The organism is Cupriavidus sp. KB_39 (assembly GCF_052114485.1).
Lineage (GTDB): Bacteria > Pseudomonadota > Gammaproteobacteria > Burkholderiales > Burkholderiaceae > Cupriavidus.
On record NZ_JBFREV010000032.1, the window covers coordinates 17,166 to 33,236 of the forward strand.

Sequence of the window (16,071 nt, forward strand, 5' to 3'; positions counted from 1 at the left end):
CGGAATTCCCGGTTCAGGCTTCGCCGCCGCGCTCGAGCATCTTATATAGATGGGAGCGGGAAATGCCCAGTTCCAGCGCGGCCTGCTTCTTGTTGCCGCCATGGCGGGCGATGGCCTGCAGCACGGCGTCATAAGCGAGGTCGCGCAGCCGGGCCGCCGCCGGGGCCGGGGCATCCTCGGGCGCGAAGACCTGCCCGAGCGGGTGCGTTGCCGGCGCCACCATGGTCGCCATATGGTTTTCCTCGCCCCGGGCGAAGTCCTGCACCCGGAGCCGGCTGCCGTCGCAGAACACCAGCGCTTCCTCGATCTTCTGCCGTAGCTGGCGCACATTGCCGGGCCAGCGCCGCGAGGCCAGGTGCCGCGCCACATCGGGCATGACCTGCGGCACCGGCACGCCGTTGCGCTGGCAGAACGCCTGCACGAAGTGATGGAGCAGGGCGGGWATGTCCTCCAGCCGCTGGCCCAGCGCCGGCACGCGCAGCACCACGCCGCTGAGGCGGTAGTAGAGGTCGAGCCGGAAGCGGCCACCGTCGATCAGCGCCTGAATGTCGCGGTTGGTGGCGGTCACGAGCCGGAAATCCACCCGCCGCGCCTGCCGGCTGCCGAGCCGCTCGACCATGCGGTCTTCCAGCACGCGCAGCAGCTTGACCTGCATCTCCATCGGAATATCGGCGACTTCGTCCAGGAACAGCGTGCCGCCGGCTGCCTGTTCGAGCTTGCCGGGCTGGCCATGCCGATGGCTGCCCGTGAAGGCGCCCGCCGCATGGCCGAACAGTTCGGCCTCGATCAGCGTGGCCGGGAACGCGGCCAGGTTCAGGCTGACCAGCGGCGCGGCCTGCGTCCCCTCGTCATCGCCCTGCACGCCATGCGACCCCCGGCCGGCGCTGTGGATGGCCCGCGCGACGAGTTCCTTGCCCGTGCCGGACTCGCCCAGCACCAGCACGGGCACGTCGAGCCGCGCCACGGTCTCGATCTCCCGGCGCAGCCGCTGCATCGGCGCGCTCTCGCCAATCAGCAGGCCCACTCCCGAGTCGCGCTGGCGCAGCCCGTGCAGTTCGCGCCGGTAGTGCGCCAGCTGCGACCGCAGTTCCTCCACCTCCTTGTGCATCCGGCCGATGGCCTCCGGCTCCTTGAATAGGACCTGTCCGATCGCGCCGACCGTCTTGCCATCGGCAACGATGGGCACCCGGTTCACCACGCGCGTCACGCCATTCATCCGCTGAAGCTGGCCGATCTCGGCCTTGCCGGTCGCCGCCACGTGGCCCAGCCGGGAATTCGGGATGACCTGCTCGGCGGGGCGCCCCGTGCCTTCCCCAGTGCGCAGGCCGAAGAACGCCTCATGGACGGGACTGATGAAGCGGATACACCCCGTGTGGTCCACCACCGTGATCGCCTGATAGGGATTGGTCAGGAAGTGTTCGAGGATGGCGTCCGCAAACGGCACTGCGCCGAGGAAGTCGAACAGCGCCGCCCCGGCCGCCGCGCGGCGCAGCAGGATGGTCTGTTGGCTGGCATCGAGCAAGGCCAGCCCGATATGGCGCTCGCCATCGACCTCGATATCGAAAATGCGGCCGGCATGGTGGTTCTCGGCGGGGGGCAGTGCGGCCACGCCGGCCTGCGCGGCCCGGGCGATGGCCGGATTGCGTGCTGTGCCCGAGGCGGCGAGGGTCTCCCCGCCGGCCCCGAGCACCAGCGCRCCCAGGCTTTGTGTCTTCACTGACGMCATTGATTGTGTCTCCATGCGGGACATCTGAGTGTCCTCGTGCCGGACACTCTACCGGCCAGTCGAAAAAATCGCAATGAAATCAATGTGCTTCATGGCTGGCACGGGTAGTGCGTTAGCTCTCGGATAACACCCATACCCATAAGCCCGAAGACACAGAGGAGACACATGTCCTGGCAGCCGGAAATCGACGAACTGGCCTATCGCAAGCGACTGGCCGCCGAGCTTGGCGGACCCGACAAGGTCAAGCGCCACAAGGACGCCGGCAAGCTCACCGTGCGCGAGCGCATCGAGGCCATCGCGGACCCCGGCAGCTTCCGCGAGGTGGGCGCGCTCACCGGTAGCGGCCAGTACGACAGCAATGGCCGGCTGGTGGGCCTGACCCCGGCCAATCTGGTGATGGGTCGCGCACATCTGGGTGGCCGTCCCGCCGTGCTGGTCGGGGATGACTTCACGGTGCGCGGCGGCGCCAACGACGGCGCGGTGGGCGACAAGCTGATCCACGCCGAGAAGATGGCCCACGACCTGCGCCTGCCGATGGTGCGGCTGGTCGATGGCACGGGCGGCGGCGGCTCGGTGCGCAATATCGAGAACCGTGGCTACACCAATATCCCCACCATGAAGGTGTGGCAGCACGTGGTGGAGAACATGTCGGTGGTGCCGGTGGTGTCGCTGGCGCTGGGCTCGGTGGCCGGCATGGGCGCGGCGCGCGTGGCGGCCAGCCACTACTCGGTGATGGTCAAGGGCACGACGCAACTGTTCAACGCCGGCCCGCCCGTGGTGGCGCGCATCGGCCAGATCCTGGAAAAGAACGAGCTGGGCGGCAGTCAGATCCACACCCGCAACGGCGTGGTCGATGACGAGGTGGCGAGCGAGGAAGAGGCCTTCGACCGGGCCCGCCGCTTCCTGTCCTACCTGCCGCCGTCCGTGTATGAGCTGCCGCCGCGCGCCGCGCCCGCCGACGACACGCGCCGCCGCGACGAATGGCTGCTCTCCGCCATCCCGCGCGAAAGCCGCCAGGTCTACAAGATCCGGCCGATCGTGCAGGCGCTGGTCGATCAGGACTCGTTCTTCGAGATCGGCAAGCACTGGGGCCGCGCCATCGTCACCGGGCTGGCGCGGCTGGATGGCTGGCCCGTGGCCGTGGTCGCCAGCGACCCGTACTACTACGGCGGCGGCTGGGACGGCCCCACGGCCGAGAAATTCACCCGCTTCCTGGACATGGCCGAGGCCTTCCACCTGCCGGTGGTCAACCTCGTCGATATCGCCGGGTTCCAGATCGGGCTGGAGGCCGAGAAGGCCGGGATCATGCGTTACGGCGTGCGCGCGCTGGCGGCGGTTTATCAGGCCACCGTGCCGTGGTGCTCGGTGATCGTGCGCCGCGCCTACGGTGTGGCGGCGGCGGGGCACCAGCACATGGGTCGCTTCAACTTCCGCTATGCGTGGCCGTCCGCCAACTGGGGCTCGCTGCCGATCGAGGGCGGGCTGGAGGTGGCCTACAAGGCCGAGATCGAGGGCGCCGACGACCCGGTGCAGAAGCGGGCCGAGATCGAGCAGCGGGTGCGCAGCCTGACCTCGCCGTTCCGCAGCGCGGAAGCCTTCGTGATCGAGGACATCATCGACCCGCGCGACACGCGGGCGCTGCTGTGCGAGTTCGCCAACCTCGCCGCGCCGCTGCGCGAGGCGGGGGTGCGCAMGTTCGGCATCCGGCCTTGAAAGCGTTCGGCAACCCCTAGCCAAAATCCTAAAAAAAGAATCAGGAGACAAACCGCATGCAACGCAGATCCCTACCTTCGCTGTGTCTCGGCCTGATGGCCACCACGTTGGCCACCACGCTGGCCGCGCCGGCCTTCGCGCAGGAGAACTGGCCCGCCAAGCCCGTCACCATCGTCGTGCCGTTCCCGGCGGGCGGCATGACCGACCTGCTGGCGCGCCGCATCGCCCGTGACATGCAGGCCGAGCTGAAGCAGCCCTTCGTGGTGGACAACCGCGCCGGCGCCAGCGGGCAGATCGGCACCGAGATCGTGGCGCGCGCCAACCCGGACGGCTACACGCTGCTGGTCTCGGCCACGCACCACGTGATCAACCCGGCCATCCGGCCCAAGCTGCCGTACAACGCGTCGAAGGATTTCACGAACATCGCGCTGCTGGCCACCACGCCCAACGTGCTGGTGGTCAACAACAAGGTGCCGGCCAACAATCTCCCCGAGTTCCTGGCCTATGCGAAGAAGCAGACCGAGGGGCTGTCCTACGGCTCGTCGAGCATTGGCGGCGCCACGCATATGTCCGGGGAGCTGCTGCGGCTGATGACGAAGGTGCCGATGACGCACATTCCGTACAAGGGCGCGTCCCCGGCGCTGGCCGACCTGCTGGGCGGCCAGATCCCCGCGCTGTTCCATGACGTGATGACCATGGCGCCGTACGTGAAGGACGGCAAGGTCAAGGCCATCGGCGTGACCTCGGCCAGGCGCAGCGAGGCGCTGCCCAACGTGCCGACCATTGCCGAGCAGGGCGTGCCCGGCTACGAAGCCACCACGTGGATCGGCTTCTACGGCCCGGCCAACCTGCCGCGCGCGCTGGTGGAGAAGCTGAACCACGCAGCGGTCAAGAGCATGAACAGCGCCGAGGCCAAGACCTACCTGACCCAGAACGGCACCAGCCCCGGCGCGCTCAACGCCGAGCAGTTCGGCAGCTTCGTGCAGGCCGAACTCGACAAATGGAAGCGCGTGGCCATCGAGGCCAAGGTCAAGGTGGACTGAGCGATGGCGGATACCAAGGAGCAAGCTTCGTTGTTGTCATTGCTGGCGCCGCGCTCGGTGGCGGTGCTGGGCGCGTCCGACAACCCGATCAAGGCCGGCGGACGGCCCATCGACTATATGCGGCGCCACGGCTATGCCGGGCGCATCTACCCGGTCAACCCCAAGCGGGCCGAGATCCAGGGCCTGGCCGCCTATCCCGATCTGGCCGCGCTGCCGGACTCGCCCGATGTGGTCGTCATCAGCGTGGCCGGCACCGAGGCCGAGCAGGCCATCGAGCAATGCATCGCGGTGGGGGCCAAGGGCGCGGTGATCTATTCGTCGGGCTTTGCCGAACTGGGCGAGGCCGGCGCGGCGCAGCAGCAGCGGCTCGTGGCGCGGGCCCGCGCCGGCGGCCTGCGGCTGTTCGGGCCGAACACGCAGGGCGTGGCCAACTTCGCCACCGGCGCCGTGCTGCATTTCTCGACCATGATCAACGAGGAAGCGCCGCAGGACGGCCCGGTGGCCATCGTCAGCCAGAGCGGCGCGGGCTCGTCCATCGTCTATGGCGGGCTGCGCCGCAAGGGCATCGGCGTGCGCTACATGGTGGCCACGGGCAACGAGGCCGACGTGACCGCCGCCGAAACGCTGCGCGCGATTGCCGAGGACGACGCCGTGCGCGTGATGCTGCTGTACGTGGAATCCCTGCGCGACCCCGACGTGCTGGCGCAGGCCGCACGGATCGCCCATGCGCGCGATGTGCCGATCCTCGCCGTCAAGGCCGGCCGGACCCGCGCCGGGCAACTGACCGCCAGCTCCCACACCGGGGCGATGGCCGGCGAGGACGCGCTGGCCGATGCCTTCCTGCGTCAGCACGGCATCCTGCGCGTGAACGATTTCCGGGAGTTGTCCGAGTACGCGCAGATCTTCGCGGGCGGCCAGCGGCCGCGTGGCCGCAAGGTGGTGGCGATCAGCAACTCGGGCGCCACCTGCGTGCTGGCGGCGGACGCGGCGGAGTCCCACGGGCTGGACCTGTGCCAGTTCGACGRACCCGGCACCGCCGCGCTGCGCRCCGTGCTGCCCGGCTATGTCTCGGCGCGCAATCCCATCGACATGACCACCGCGTTGCTCGGCCAGCCGCAGATCTATGGCCAGACGCTCGACGCCGTGGCGGCCCAGCGGCAGGCCGACCTGATCTTCGTCGGCTTTCCGATTGGCGGCGAAGGCTACGACTTCGACGATTTCTCCGCACAGACCGGGCGCTTTGCTTCGGCCAGCGGCGTGCCGGTGGCGGTCAGCGCCAATCAGGAGTGGGTGGCGCAGGCGTTCCGCGCGCAGGGCGTGCCGGTGTTCGACAGCGAGCGCTCCGCCATGCAGGCGCTGGCGCTGCTGGCCGAATATGGCGAACGCCGCGAGGCGGCGCTGGCCGCGCCCTTGCCGGCTGGCGTGCCGGCAGGAGTACTGACGCACGCGTCCCCCGCCCATGCCCTCGATGAAGTCCGCAGCCTGGCCGAACTCGCGGCGGCGGGCCTGCCCGTCGTGGCGCACCGGCTCTGCCACAGCGCCGACGACGTGCGCCGTGCCGTGTCCGAACTGGGCGCACCGGTGGTCGCCAAGGGTGTGTCCCCGGACATCACGCACAAATCCGAGCACGGGCTGGTGAAGCTGAACCTGTCCGGCGAGGCCGCCGCCGTGGCTGCCTTCGACGAGATCGACCAGATCCTGCACAGGATGGAAGTCCGCCACGGCGGCGTGCTGCTGGCGCGCCAGCAACGCGGCGCGTTCGAACTGGCCGTGGGCGCCCATATCGATCCGGCCTACGGCCCGGTGGTGATGGTCGGGCAGGGTGGCGTGCTGGTGGAAGCGCTGCAGGACGTGCAATTCCTCGTCGCGCCGTTCACGGCCAGTCAGGCGCGGGCCGCCATCGGCCGGCTGCGCATCGCCCCGGCGTTCGCCGCGCTGCGCGGCATGGAAGCGGTGGACCTCGACCAACTGGCCGACATGCTGGTCCGTCTGGGCGACTGGATGGTCGCGGCGGGCGGCACGGTGCATTCGGTCGATGCCAACCCGGTGATCGTCGCCCGTGGGGCGGTGGCGCCGGTGCTGGTCGATGCGGTGGTGATCCGCACAGGAGAGACGGCATGAACGACACCATCAAGATCCGCACGCTGCGCCGCGTGCTGGTGGCCAACCGGGGCGCCGTGGCGGCGCGCGTGATCCGCGCGCTGCGCCAGCTCGGCATCGCCTCGGTGGCGGTCTACTCGGACGCCGACGCGGGCCTGCCCTACCTGCGCGAGGCCGATATGGCCGTGCGCATCGGTGAGGCGGCGCCGCTGGACAGCTATCTGCATCAGCAAAAGCTGCTCGATGTCGCCCGGGAGACCGGCGCGGACGGCGTGCACCCCGGCTATGGCTTCCTGTCGGAAAACGCCGACTTCGCCGAACGGGTGGAGGCGGCGGGGCTCTGCTTTATCGGCCCGTCGCCCGCCTGGATCCGCCGTCTGGGCCACAAGACGCAGGCGCGCGACTTCATGGCCGGCCACGGCATGCCGATGGCGCCGAGTTCCGGCGTGCTGCCGGACGACATGGCCGTCGTGGCTGCCGCCGCCGAGCAGATCGGCTACCCGGTGCTGATCAAGCCGGCTGGCGGTGGCGGGGGCATCGGCATGCTGCCGGTGCGCGATGCGCAAGGGCTGGCCGCCGCGTGGCAGCAGGCCCGCTCGGTGGCGCAGCGCAGCTTCGGGCAGGCGGAGCTGTATCTGGAAAAGCTGATGGAGCAGCCGCGCCACATCGAATTCCAGGTCTTGGCGGACCGCTACGGCGGCGTGCGCATTGTGGGCGAGCGTGACTGCTCGGTGCAGCGCCGTCATCAGAAAGTGTTGGAAGAAGCCCCCGCGCCGGGCTTGTCGGGCGAGGCGGTGGCCGCCATGCGCGAGCGGCTGGCCACGCTGCTGGGCCACGTCGGCTACGACGTGATCGGCACCGTGGAGATGCTGCACACACCCGAGACCGGCTTTGTCTTCCTGGAGATGAACACCCGGCTGCAGGTGGAGCATGCGGTGACCGAGCAGGTGACCGGCATCGACATCGTGGCCGCGCAGSTSCGGCTGGCCTGCGGCGAGCGGATCGACGCCGTGCTGCCGGCCCCCACGCGCCAGCAGGGCCACGCCATCGAGGCCCGCGTCTACGCCGAAGACCCGGTGCGCTTCTTCCCGTCGCCGGGGCCGCTGGACACCTTCGTGCCGCCGCAGGCGCCCGGCATCCGCGTGGAGACCGGCTACGCGCAGGGCCAGCGCGTGACGCCGTACTACGACCCGATGATCGCCAAGGTCATCGCCACCGGCAGCGACCGCGCCGACGCCATCCGGCGCCTGCGTGCCGCGCTGGAGGCGTTCCAGATTGCCGGGGTCAAGACCAACCTGCCGTTCCTGCTGCGCGTGCTGGCCCACCCCGATTTCGCCGATGCCCGCATCGACACGGCCCTGACCCAGCGCGTGCTGGCCACGCCGCTCCAGACGCCTACGCCGAAGCAACCCGAAACCCTTACCGAAAGAGCAGCCTGATGCCCCAGATCGACGCCGCAGTCAGCGGCCATGTGTCCTCCATCGCCATCGAAGCCGGCGCCACCATCTCCGCCGGGGATGTCCTGATGATCATCGAGTCGATGAAGATGGAAATCCCGCTCGAAGCCGAGGCGGATGGCGTGGTCAAGGCCATCCTGGTCCAGCCCGGCGACGCCGTGACCGAGGGCCAGCCGGTGGTGGAGGTCGAGTAACGCGCCAAGGCTCCGGGGGCCTTACTCGATCGTCACCTTGCCATCCTTGACCAGCTTGGCGAACTTGGCGGTCTCGTCATCGATGCGCTTGGCGAACGCTGCCGAATCGCTGGGCATCGGCTCGGCGCCGGCGGCCAGCATGCGCTGCTGGAAGTCCGGCGAATTGACGATTTCCACGATCTTCGCGCTGAGCTGGGCGACGATGGGCTTGGGCGTGGCCGCCGGCGCCAGGATGCCGAACCACGTGCCGATATCGAAGCCCTTCAGGCCGGCTTCTTCCATGGTCGGCACGTCCGGCAGCACGCTGGAACGCTTGGCCGTGGTCACGGCCAGCGCGCGCAGCTTGCCGGCCTTGATGTGCGGCAGCACCGGGGTCAGCGTGTCGAAGGACATCGTCACCTGTCCGCCCAGCAGGTCGGTGGTCAGCGGGCCGCTGCCTTTATAGGGCACGTGCAGCAGCGGGGCGCCCGTGGCGGTCTGGAACTGCGTGCCGATCAGGTGCTGGGCGGTGCCGTTGCCGTTGGAGCCGTAGGCGAACTCGGTGGGCGACTTCTTGGCCAGCGCCACCAGCTCGGCCACGGTCTTGGCCGGGGTCTTGGCGGGATTGATCACCAGCACATTGGGCACCATCGCCACGGTGGCGATCGGCGCCAGGTCTTTCTGGAAGTTGTACGGCAGCTTCTTGTAGACGCTGGTGGCGATGGTGTGGTGGACGGCGCCCATCAACAGTGTGTAGCCGTCCGGGCGGGCCTTGGCCACGTAGTCCGCGCCCACCGTGGCGCCGGCGCCGGGCCGGTTCTCCACGATCACGGGCTGGCCCAGCTTCTTGGAAAGCTGGTCGCCGATGGCGCGCGCGAGTACGTCGGTGGTGCCACCGGAGGGGAACGGCACGATCAGGCTGATCGGCTTGGTCGGCCATTCCTGCGCCACGCACAGGGCGGAGGCCCCGGCGCCCAGCATCAGCAGCGCGGCACGGAGGAAGCGGGGAAGCGTTTGGGAAGTCGGCATGGTCTGTCTCCTGTATTTATGATTTGTGATTTATTGCTCACTAATAGCGAGATCACTCGCTGACGGCAACACCTGCAAACCCGGTACGCGCAGCGCGGCGCGTCCCGCGAAGGTGGCCGCGCAGCCCAGTTCCGCCTCGATATAGAGCAGGCGGTTGTACTTGGCGACGCGGTCGGAGCGGCACAGCGAGCCGGTCTTGATCTGCGTGGCTGCCGTGCAGACGCTGAGGTCGGCAATGGTCGTGTCCTCGGTCTCGCCGGAGCGATGCGAGATGACCGAGGCGTAGCCGGCCGCCTCCGCCATGTCGATGGCGTTCAGCGTCTCGGTCAGCGTGCCGATCTGGTTGGGCTTGATCAGGATCGCGTTGGCGGCCCCGCAGTCGATGCCCTGCCGCAGGATCGCCGTGTTGGTGACGAAGAGGTCGTCGCCCACCAGCTGCACGCGCTGGCCCAGCCGCTCGGTCAGCAACTGCCAGCCGGCCCAGTCGCCCTCGGCCATGCCGTCCTCGATGGTGACGATGGGGTACTGATCGACCCACCTGGCCAGCAGGTCGACAAAACCGTCCGCCGAATAGGACCGGCCTTCGGACTGCAACTCGTACCGCCCGTCGCGATGGAACTCCGAACTGGCGACGTCCAGCCCCAGCGCGATGTCCCGCCCGGCCTGGAACCCGGCCTGTTCGATGGCGCGCAGGATGATCTCCAGCGCGTGCTCGTTCGAGGCGAGGTCCGGCGCGAAGCCACCTTCGTCGCCCACGGCGGTGGAAAGCCCCTGCGCCTTGAGCACCGCCTTGAGCGTGTGGAAGATCTCCGCGCCCCAACGCAGGGACTCGGAGAACGACGGGGCGCCCACCGGCAGGATCATGAACTCCTGCATGTCCACGCTGTTGTCGGCATGGGCCCCGCCATTGATGATGTTCATCATCGGCAGCGGCAGGCGGGCGTCGCGGCGCTGGCCTCCGATGGTCCGATAAAGCGGCACGCCGGCCGAAGCCGCCGCCGCCTTCGCGGTGGCCAGCGACACCGCCAGCAGCGCGTTGGCGCCGAGCCGGGACTTCTCCGGCGTGCCGTCGAGCCGGATCAGGCAGTCGTCCACCGCCGCYTGGTCTGCCGCCGGCATGCCGGCCAGCGTGCGGGCGATATCGACGTCGATATGGGCCACGGCCTTGCGCACGCCCTTGCCGAAGTAGCGCCGGGGTTTGCCGTCGCTGTCGCCGTCGCGCAGCTCCAGCGCCTCGCGGGCGCCGGTGGAGGCGCCCGACGGCGCCGCTGCAAAGCCTTGCGAGCCGTCCGACAGCCGCACCTGCGCCGCCACGGTGGGGTTGCCGCGCGAGTCGAGGATCTCGTAGCCGCGAATGTCCTGGATGATGGGCATGGGGGGGTCCTAACGAAATAGCAACTTACTGGACCTGCGCGATCCGCAGCAGATTGGTGGTGCCGGCCACCGCGAAGGGCAGCCCGGCGGAAATCACGATCGAGTCGCCGGCCGCGCCGAAGCCCTCCTTGCGCACGGTCTGGCTGGCYAATTCGGTCATCTCGACCACATCGACCACCTCGTGGCACAGCACCGCGTGTACGCCCCAGGCCAGCGCCAGCCGGCGCGCGGTGGCCATGCGGGGGGTCATGCCGAGGATGGGCACCTCGGGGCGCTCGCGCGCCATGCGCAGCGCCGAGTAGCCGGAACTGGTGTAGGCCACCGTCGCCGGGGACTTCAGCAGCCCGGCCACATGGCGCACYGCCAGCCCGATGGCGTCGGCGGCCTCCGCGCGCGGCGGGGTGTGGGAGGCCTGGATGGCATCGTGATAGAGCGGGTCCGACTCGGTGCGCGAGATGATGCTGTTCATCATCCGCACGGCCTCCACCGGATACCTGCCCGAGGCCGATTCGGCGGACAGCATCACCGCATCGGCGCCGTCGTACACGGCCGTGGCGACGTCCGAGGCTTCCGCGCGGGTCGGCACCGGCGAGGCGATCATCGATTCCAGCATCTGCGTGGCCACGATCACCGGCTTGCCGGCCTTGCGGCAGGCCCGCAGGATCTGCTTCTGCAGCGAGGGCACCAGCTCGGCCGGCATCTCCACGCCAAGGTCGCCGCGCGCCACCATCACGGCATCCGATTCGGCGACGATGGCCTCCAGGCTCTGGATGGCCGCCGGCTTCTCCAGCTTGGCGACGATGCCCGCGCGGTCCTTGACGATGTCCTTGATCTCCAGGATGTCCTCGGGCCGCTGCACGAAGGACAGGGCGATCCAGTCCACGCCGAGCGTCAGGCCGAACTCCAGGTCGCGCCGGTCCTTCTCGGTCATGGCCGACAGGGGCAGCACCACGCCGGGCACGTTGACGCCCTTGCGGTCGGACAGCGTCCCGCCATTGACCACSGTGGTCTCGGCGAAGTCCTTGCCGCAGCGCTCCACGCGCAGGCGGATCTTGCCGTCATCGAGCAGCAACTCGGTCCCTTCCTGCAGCGCTGCGAAGATTTCCGGGTGGGGCAGGCTGACCCGGCTGGCGGTGCCGGCCACGGTGGCGTCGAGGTCGAGCCGGAAGCTGGCGTCGGCGGCCAGCTGGATCGGGCCATCGGCAAACGTGCCGATGCGCAGCTTGGGGCCTTGCAGGTCCAGCAGCACGCCGATGGGGCGGCCACGGTCCCGTTCCACGGCGCGGATGGTGTCCAGCCGCTGCTTGTGGTCGGCGTGGCTGCCGTGGCTGAAGTTGAGCCGGAATACGTCGGCGCCGGCTTCGAACAGCGCGTCGATGACTTCCGGCGACGTGCTCGCGGGGCCCAGTGTGGCCACGATCTTGGCATTGCGGGTGCGTCTCATCTTGTTACTCCCTTCACCGCGCGATCAGGATGGCGCGGAAGTCATTGACATTGGTCAAGGTCGGCCCGGTGACAACCGCATCGCCGAGCGCCTCGAAGAAACCGTGGCCATCGTTGGCCGCCAGCGCGTCCTGCGGGCGGATGCCGAGTTGCCAGGCGCGCGCCAGCGTGTCCGGGCCGGCCAGCGCGCCGGCGATTTCCTCCTGGCCGTCCACGCCATCGGTATCGCCCGCAATGGCATGCACGCCCGGTTCGCCACGCAGCGTCAGCGCCAGCGAGAGCAGGTATTCCACATTCCGCCCGCCGCGCCCGTTGCCGCGCACGGTGACGGTCGTCTCGCCGCCCGAGAGCAGCACGCAGGGCGCCGTGAACGGCTGGCCGTGCCGCGCCACTTCCAGTGCCAGACCGCCCATGACCTTGCCGACATCGCGCGCCTCGCCCTCGATGGCATCGCCCAGGAGGTAGGCGCGCAGGCCGGCGCGGCGTGCCACGGCGGCGGCAGCTTCCAGCGCCAGCCGGGGCGTGGCGATCAGCGTGGTGTCGATGGGCGGCAGGCGGGCATCGCCGGGTTTGATGGACTCGGACGCGTCCGAATCGAGCACGGCCAGCACATGCGGCGGCACGTCGATGCCGTAGCGCCGGACGATGGCCAGCGCGTCGGCCCGGGTGGTCGGGTCCGGCACGGTGGGGCCGGAGGCGATGTCGATGGGGTCATCGCCGGGCACATCGGACAACAGCAGGTTGCAGACCCGCGCCGGATGGCAGGCCGCGGCGAGGCGCCCGCCCTTGATCGCCGACAGGTGCCGGCGCACGGTGTTCATCTCGGTGATGGTCGCGCCGGACTTCAGCAGCGACTGGTTGACCGCCTGCTTGTCCGCGAGCGACATGCCGGCCAGCGGCAGCGGCAGCAGCGCGGAGCCGCCGCCCGAGATCAGGCAGATGACGAGGTCGTCCTCGGTCAGCCCGGACACCCGTTCCAGCATGCGCTGCGCGGCGTGGAAGCCGGCGGCGTCCGGCACCGGATGGGCGGCCTCGACGATCTCGATGCGCGCGCACTCCACCGCGTAGCCGTAGCGCGTGACCACCAGCCCTTCCAGCGGATGGGGCCAGGCATCTTCCAGCGCGCGGGCCATGGCCGCCGAGGCTTTGCCAGCCCCGATCACGATGGTCCGGCCAGGAGACGGTGGCGGCGGGGGCAGGTGGGCGGCCAGCGTGCGCGCGGGCTGGGCGGCGTGGATGGCCGCCTGGAACATCTCGCGGAGCAGTTGGCGGGCCTGGGGGGTGTCCATGGCGGGGCTCGGGGTCATCGGATCAATGGAGGAGCGAGGCATGGGCATCGCCGATGCGGGCCAGCCGGGCGCCGACCGTGGAGGTAGCCGGCTCGGGCTGGTCAGGGATCAGCGCGTCGGGGTCATCGGACAGCTTGCCGTCCAGCGCGTCCTGCAACTGCTGCTGATCCACCGCGCCCACCCAGCGGGCGATGGCGACCGTGCCCACGGCATTGCCGATGGTGTTGGTAATGGCGCGCGCCTCGGACATGAAGCGGTCCACGCCGAGCAGCAGCACCATGCCGGCCACCGGGATCGTGCCCAGCGAGGCCAGCGTCGCCGCCAGCGTGATAAAGCCGGAGCCGGTGACGCCGGCGGAGCCCTTCGAGGTCAGCAGCAGCACCCCCAGCACCACGAACTGGTCGGTCAGGGAGAGCGGCGTGTTGGTGGCCTGGGCGATGAAGATGGCGGCCATGGTGTAGTAGATGCACTGGCCGTCCGGGTTGAAGGTCAGCCCGGCGGGCACCACCAGCCCGACTACCGGCTTGGACACCCCGGCCTTCTCCAGCTTGCCCATCAGCTGCGGCACCACGGATTCGGACGAACTGGTGCCCAGCACCGTGAACAGCTCGTCGCGGATATAGCGCAGGAACTTCCACAGGCTGAAGCCGGAGAGCCGTGCCACGCCGTTCAGCACGATGGCCACGAACAGGAAGCACGTGATGTACATCGTCCCCATCAGCTTGCCGAGCGAGACCACCGAGCCCAGCCCGTACTTGCCGACCGTGAAGGCCATGGCGCCGAAGGCGGCCAGCGGGGCCAGCCGCATGACCATGCCGACCACGCTGAAGATGCCGTGCACGAACGAATCGAGGAAATCGACCACCGGCTTGGCGCGGGGGCCGATATGGGACAGGGCGATGCCGAACAGCGTGGCGAAGACCAGGATCTGCAGGATGTCGTTGCGGGCCAGCGCGTCGATGATGCTGGTCGGCACCAGGTTCATCAGGAAATCGATAAACGAATGTGACTTTTCAGCCGCATGGGTGTAGGTGGCGATGGCCTTGGTGTCGAGGTGCGCCGGGTCGATATTCATGCCGCGCCCCGGCTGCACCAGATTCACCACGATCAGCCCGAGCACCAGCGCGAAAGTCGACAGCAGTTCGAAGTACAGCAGCGCGCGCACGCCCACCCGCCCCAGCTCCTTCATGTTCTCCATGCGGGCGATGCCCAGCACCACGGTGGCGAAGATGATCGGCGCGAAGACCATCTTGATGAGCTTGATAAATACGTCGCCGAGCGGCTTGAGGTCGCTGCCGAGTTGGGGTGCCCAGACACCCAGTGCCACACCGGCGGCAACGCCGATCAACACCTGGACGTAGAGCTTTCCCAGTAGCTTTCGAATCATGGCTGTCTCCTGCACATTCGAATCTGGCGCGCCTGCGGACCGGCTCTGATGGCCGCTTTTTTAGCGTCCGCAGGGCAGCGCGAGCCGCGATCCGGCTCGCAAGGGCCGCCCGGCCAAATGCCGGGACGGCGAGGGGGCGGGAGGGTTAAGCCGCCTTGGCCTGCTTGTTGGCGGCCAGGTAGTCGCAGACCGCCTTGGTCACCTGGACCGTGGTGGCCTTGCCGCCGAGGTCGCCGGTGTGGAGGGCCGGGTTGGCGGTCACGGCCTCGATGGCGGCCATCACGCGCTTGGCGGCGGCGTCTTCGCCCAGGTGTTCGAGCAGCATCACCACGGACCAGAAGGTGCCCACCGGATTGGCGAGGCCCTTGCCCATGATGTCGAAGGCGGAACCGTGGATCGGCTCGAACATCGACGGGTAGCGGCGTTCCGGGTCGATATTGCCGGTGGGCGCGATGCCGAGGCTGCCGGCCAGCGCGGCGGCGAGGTCGCTCAGGATGTCCGCGTGGAGGTTGGTGGCGACGATGGTGTCCAGCGTCTTCGGGCGGTTGACCATGCGCGCGGTGGCGGCATCGACCAGTTCCTTGTCCCAGGTCACGTCCGGGAAGTCCTYGGCCACTTCCACGGCCACCTCGTCCCACATCACCATGGCGTGGCGCTGGGCGTTGGACTTGGTGATCACGGTCAGCAGCTTGCGCGGACGCGATTGCGCCAGCTTGAAGGCGTAGCGCAGGATGCGCTCCACGCCCACGCGGGTCATCATCGACACATCGGTGGCCGCCTCGATCGGGTGGCCCTGGTGCACGCGGCCGCCYACGCCCGAGTACTCGCCTTCCGAGTTYTCACGCACGATCACCCAGTTCAGGTCYTCSGGGGCGCAGCGCTTGAGCGGGCCGTCGATGCCGGGCAGGATGCGCGTCGGGCGCACGTTGGCGTACTGGTCGAAGCCYTGGCAGATCTTCAGGCGCAGGCCCCACAGCGTGATGTGGTCGGGAATCTGGTTGTCGCCGGCCGAGCCGAACAGGATGGCGTCCTTGCCGCGCAGCGCGTCCAGGCCATCGGCGGGCATCATCACGCCGTGCTGGCGGTAGTAGTCGCCGCCCCAGTCGAAGTTTTCGAATTCGAACTGGAAGCCGGCGCCACCRGCGGCCAGCGCTTCCATCACTTCACGGCCGGCGGGAACCACTTCCTTGCCAATGCCGTCACCGGGGATCGTGGCGATCTTGTACGTCTTCATCTTGTGTCTCCTGGTCAGAATCATCGCTGTAGTGCGTGGGACGGATTCTTGACCGTGGACGCGGTGTTGGATCGACGCTAAAGTTAAACCATCTTTAACCTGA

12 protein-coding genes are annotated in these 16,071 nt (G+C 69.0%); 5 read left to right on the forward strand and 7 right to left on the reverse strand.

The features are described from left to right. Positions 1-13: 13 nt before the first annotated feature. Complete coding sequence (locus AB4Z27_RS21485; RefSeq protein ID WP_441645219.1) at positions 14-1,726, reverse strand: sigma-54 interaction domain-containing protein; 1,713 nt, start codon at positions 1,724-1,726, stop codon at positions 14-16. Positions 1,727-1,891: 165 nt separating this feature from the next. On the opposite strand from AB4Z27_RS21485, the gene AB4Z27_RS21490 reads away from it, so the two are divergent. From AB4Z27_RS21490 to AB4Z27_RS21510, 5 genes are read left to right on the forward strand one after another with little or no spacing between them, the layout of a single operon-like run. After that, a complete protein-coding gene (locus AB4Z27_RS21490; RefSeq protein WP_441645220.1) occupies positions 1,892-3,439 on the forward strand; it encodes an acyl-CoA carboxylase subunit beta in 1,548 nt (515 codons plus the stop codon). 56 nt (positions 3,440-3,495) lie between these two features. Then, the gene (locus AB4Z27_RS21495) at positions 3,496-4,482 is read left to right on the forward strand and encodes a tripartite tricarboxylate transporter substrate binding protein (RefSeq protein ID WP_092301197.1); all 987 of its coding nucleotides are present in this window, start codon (positions 3,496-3,498) and stop codon (positions 4,480-4,482) included. Positions 4,483-4,485: 3 nt separating this feature from the next. Continuing rightward, positions 4,486-6,603, forward strand: coding sequence for an acetate--CoA ligase family protein (locus tag AB4Z27_RS21500; protein WP_441645221.1), 2,118 nt, complete (start codon positions 4,486-4,488; stop codon positions 6,601-6,603). After that, a complete protein-coding gene (locus AB4Z27_RS21505; protein WP_441645222.1) occupies positions 6,600-8,021 on the forward strand; it encodes an acetyl-CoA carboxylase biotin carboxylase subunit in 1,422 nt (473 codons plus the stop codon). The genes AB4Z27_RS21500 and AB4Z27_RS21505 overlap by 4 nt, the downstream gene beginning before the upstream one ends. After that, a complete protein-coding gene (locus AB4Z27_RS21510; protein ID WP_092301205.1) occupies positions 8,021-8,233 on the forward strand; it encodes an acetyl-CoA carboxylase biotin carboxyl carrier protein subunit in 213 nt (70 codons plus the stop codon). Before AB4Z27_RS21505 ends, AB4Z27_RS21510 begins: the two co-directional genes overlap by 1 nt. Before the next feature lie 21 nt (positions 8,234-8,254). Here the strand turns inward: AB4Z27_RS21510 and AB4Z27_RS21515 are convergent, their stop codons facing one another. From AB4Z27_RS21515 to AB4Z27_RS21540, 6 genes are all read right to left on the reverse strand, one after another. Then, positions 8,255-9,193: a tripartite tricarboxylate transporter substrate binding protein gene (locus AB4Z27_RS21515; RefSeq protein WP_441591170.1), complete on the reverse strand. Its 939-nt coding sequence runs from the start codon at positions 9,191-9,193 to the stop codon at positions 8,255-8,257. A gap of 78 nt (positions 9,194-9,271) precedes the next feature. Continuing rightward, positions 9,272-10,615 carry a phosphopyruvate hydratase gene (gene eno / locus AB4Z27_RS21520; RefSeq protein ID WP_441645223.1) on the reverse strand — a complete coding sequence of 448 codons (1,344 nt, stop codon included), beginning with the start codon at positions 10,613-10,615 and terminating at the stop codon, positions 9,272-9,274. A 25-nt stretch (positions 10,616-10,640) separates the two neighbouring features. Then, the gene (pyk, locus tag AB4Z27_RS21525) at positions 10,641-12,059 is read right to left on the reverse strand and encodes a pyruvate kinase (RefSeq protein ID WP_092301214.1); all 1,419 of its coding nucleotides are present in this window, start codon (positions 12,057-12,059) and stop codon (positions 10,641-10,643) included. A gap of 13 nt (positions 12,060-12,072) precedes the next feature. Next, complete coding sequence (locus tag AB4Z27_RS21530) at positions 12,073-13,347, reverse strand: glycerate kinase type-2 family protein (RefSeq protein WP_177220014.1); 1,275 nt, start codon at positions 13,345-13,347, stop codon at positions 12,073-12,075. 22 nt (positions 13,348-13,369) lie between these two features. After that, positions 13,370-14,734, reverse strand: coding sequence for a dicarboxylate/amino acid:cation symporter (locus AB4Z27_RS21535; protein ID WP_092301217.1), 1,365 nt, complete (start codon positions 14,732-14,734; stop codon positions 13,370-13,372). 145 nt (positions 14,735-14,879) lie between these two features. Beyond that, positions 14,880-15,968 carry a tartrate dehydrogenase gene (locus tag AB4Z27_RS21540; RefSeq protein ID WP_441645224.1) on the reverse strand — a complete coding sequence of 363 codons (1,089 nt, stop codon included), beginning with the start codon at positions 15,966-15,968 and terminating at the stop codon, positions 14,880-14,882. Positions 15,969-16,071: the final 103 nt, after the last annotated feature.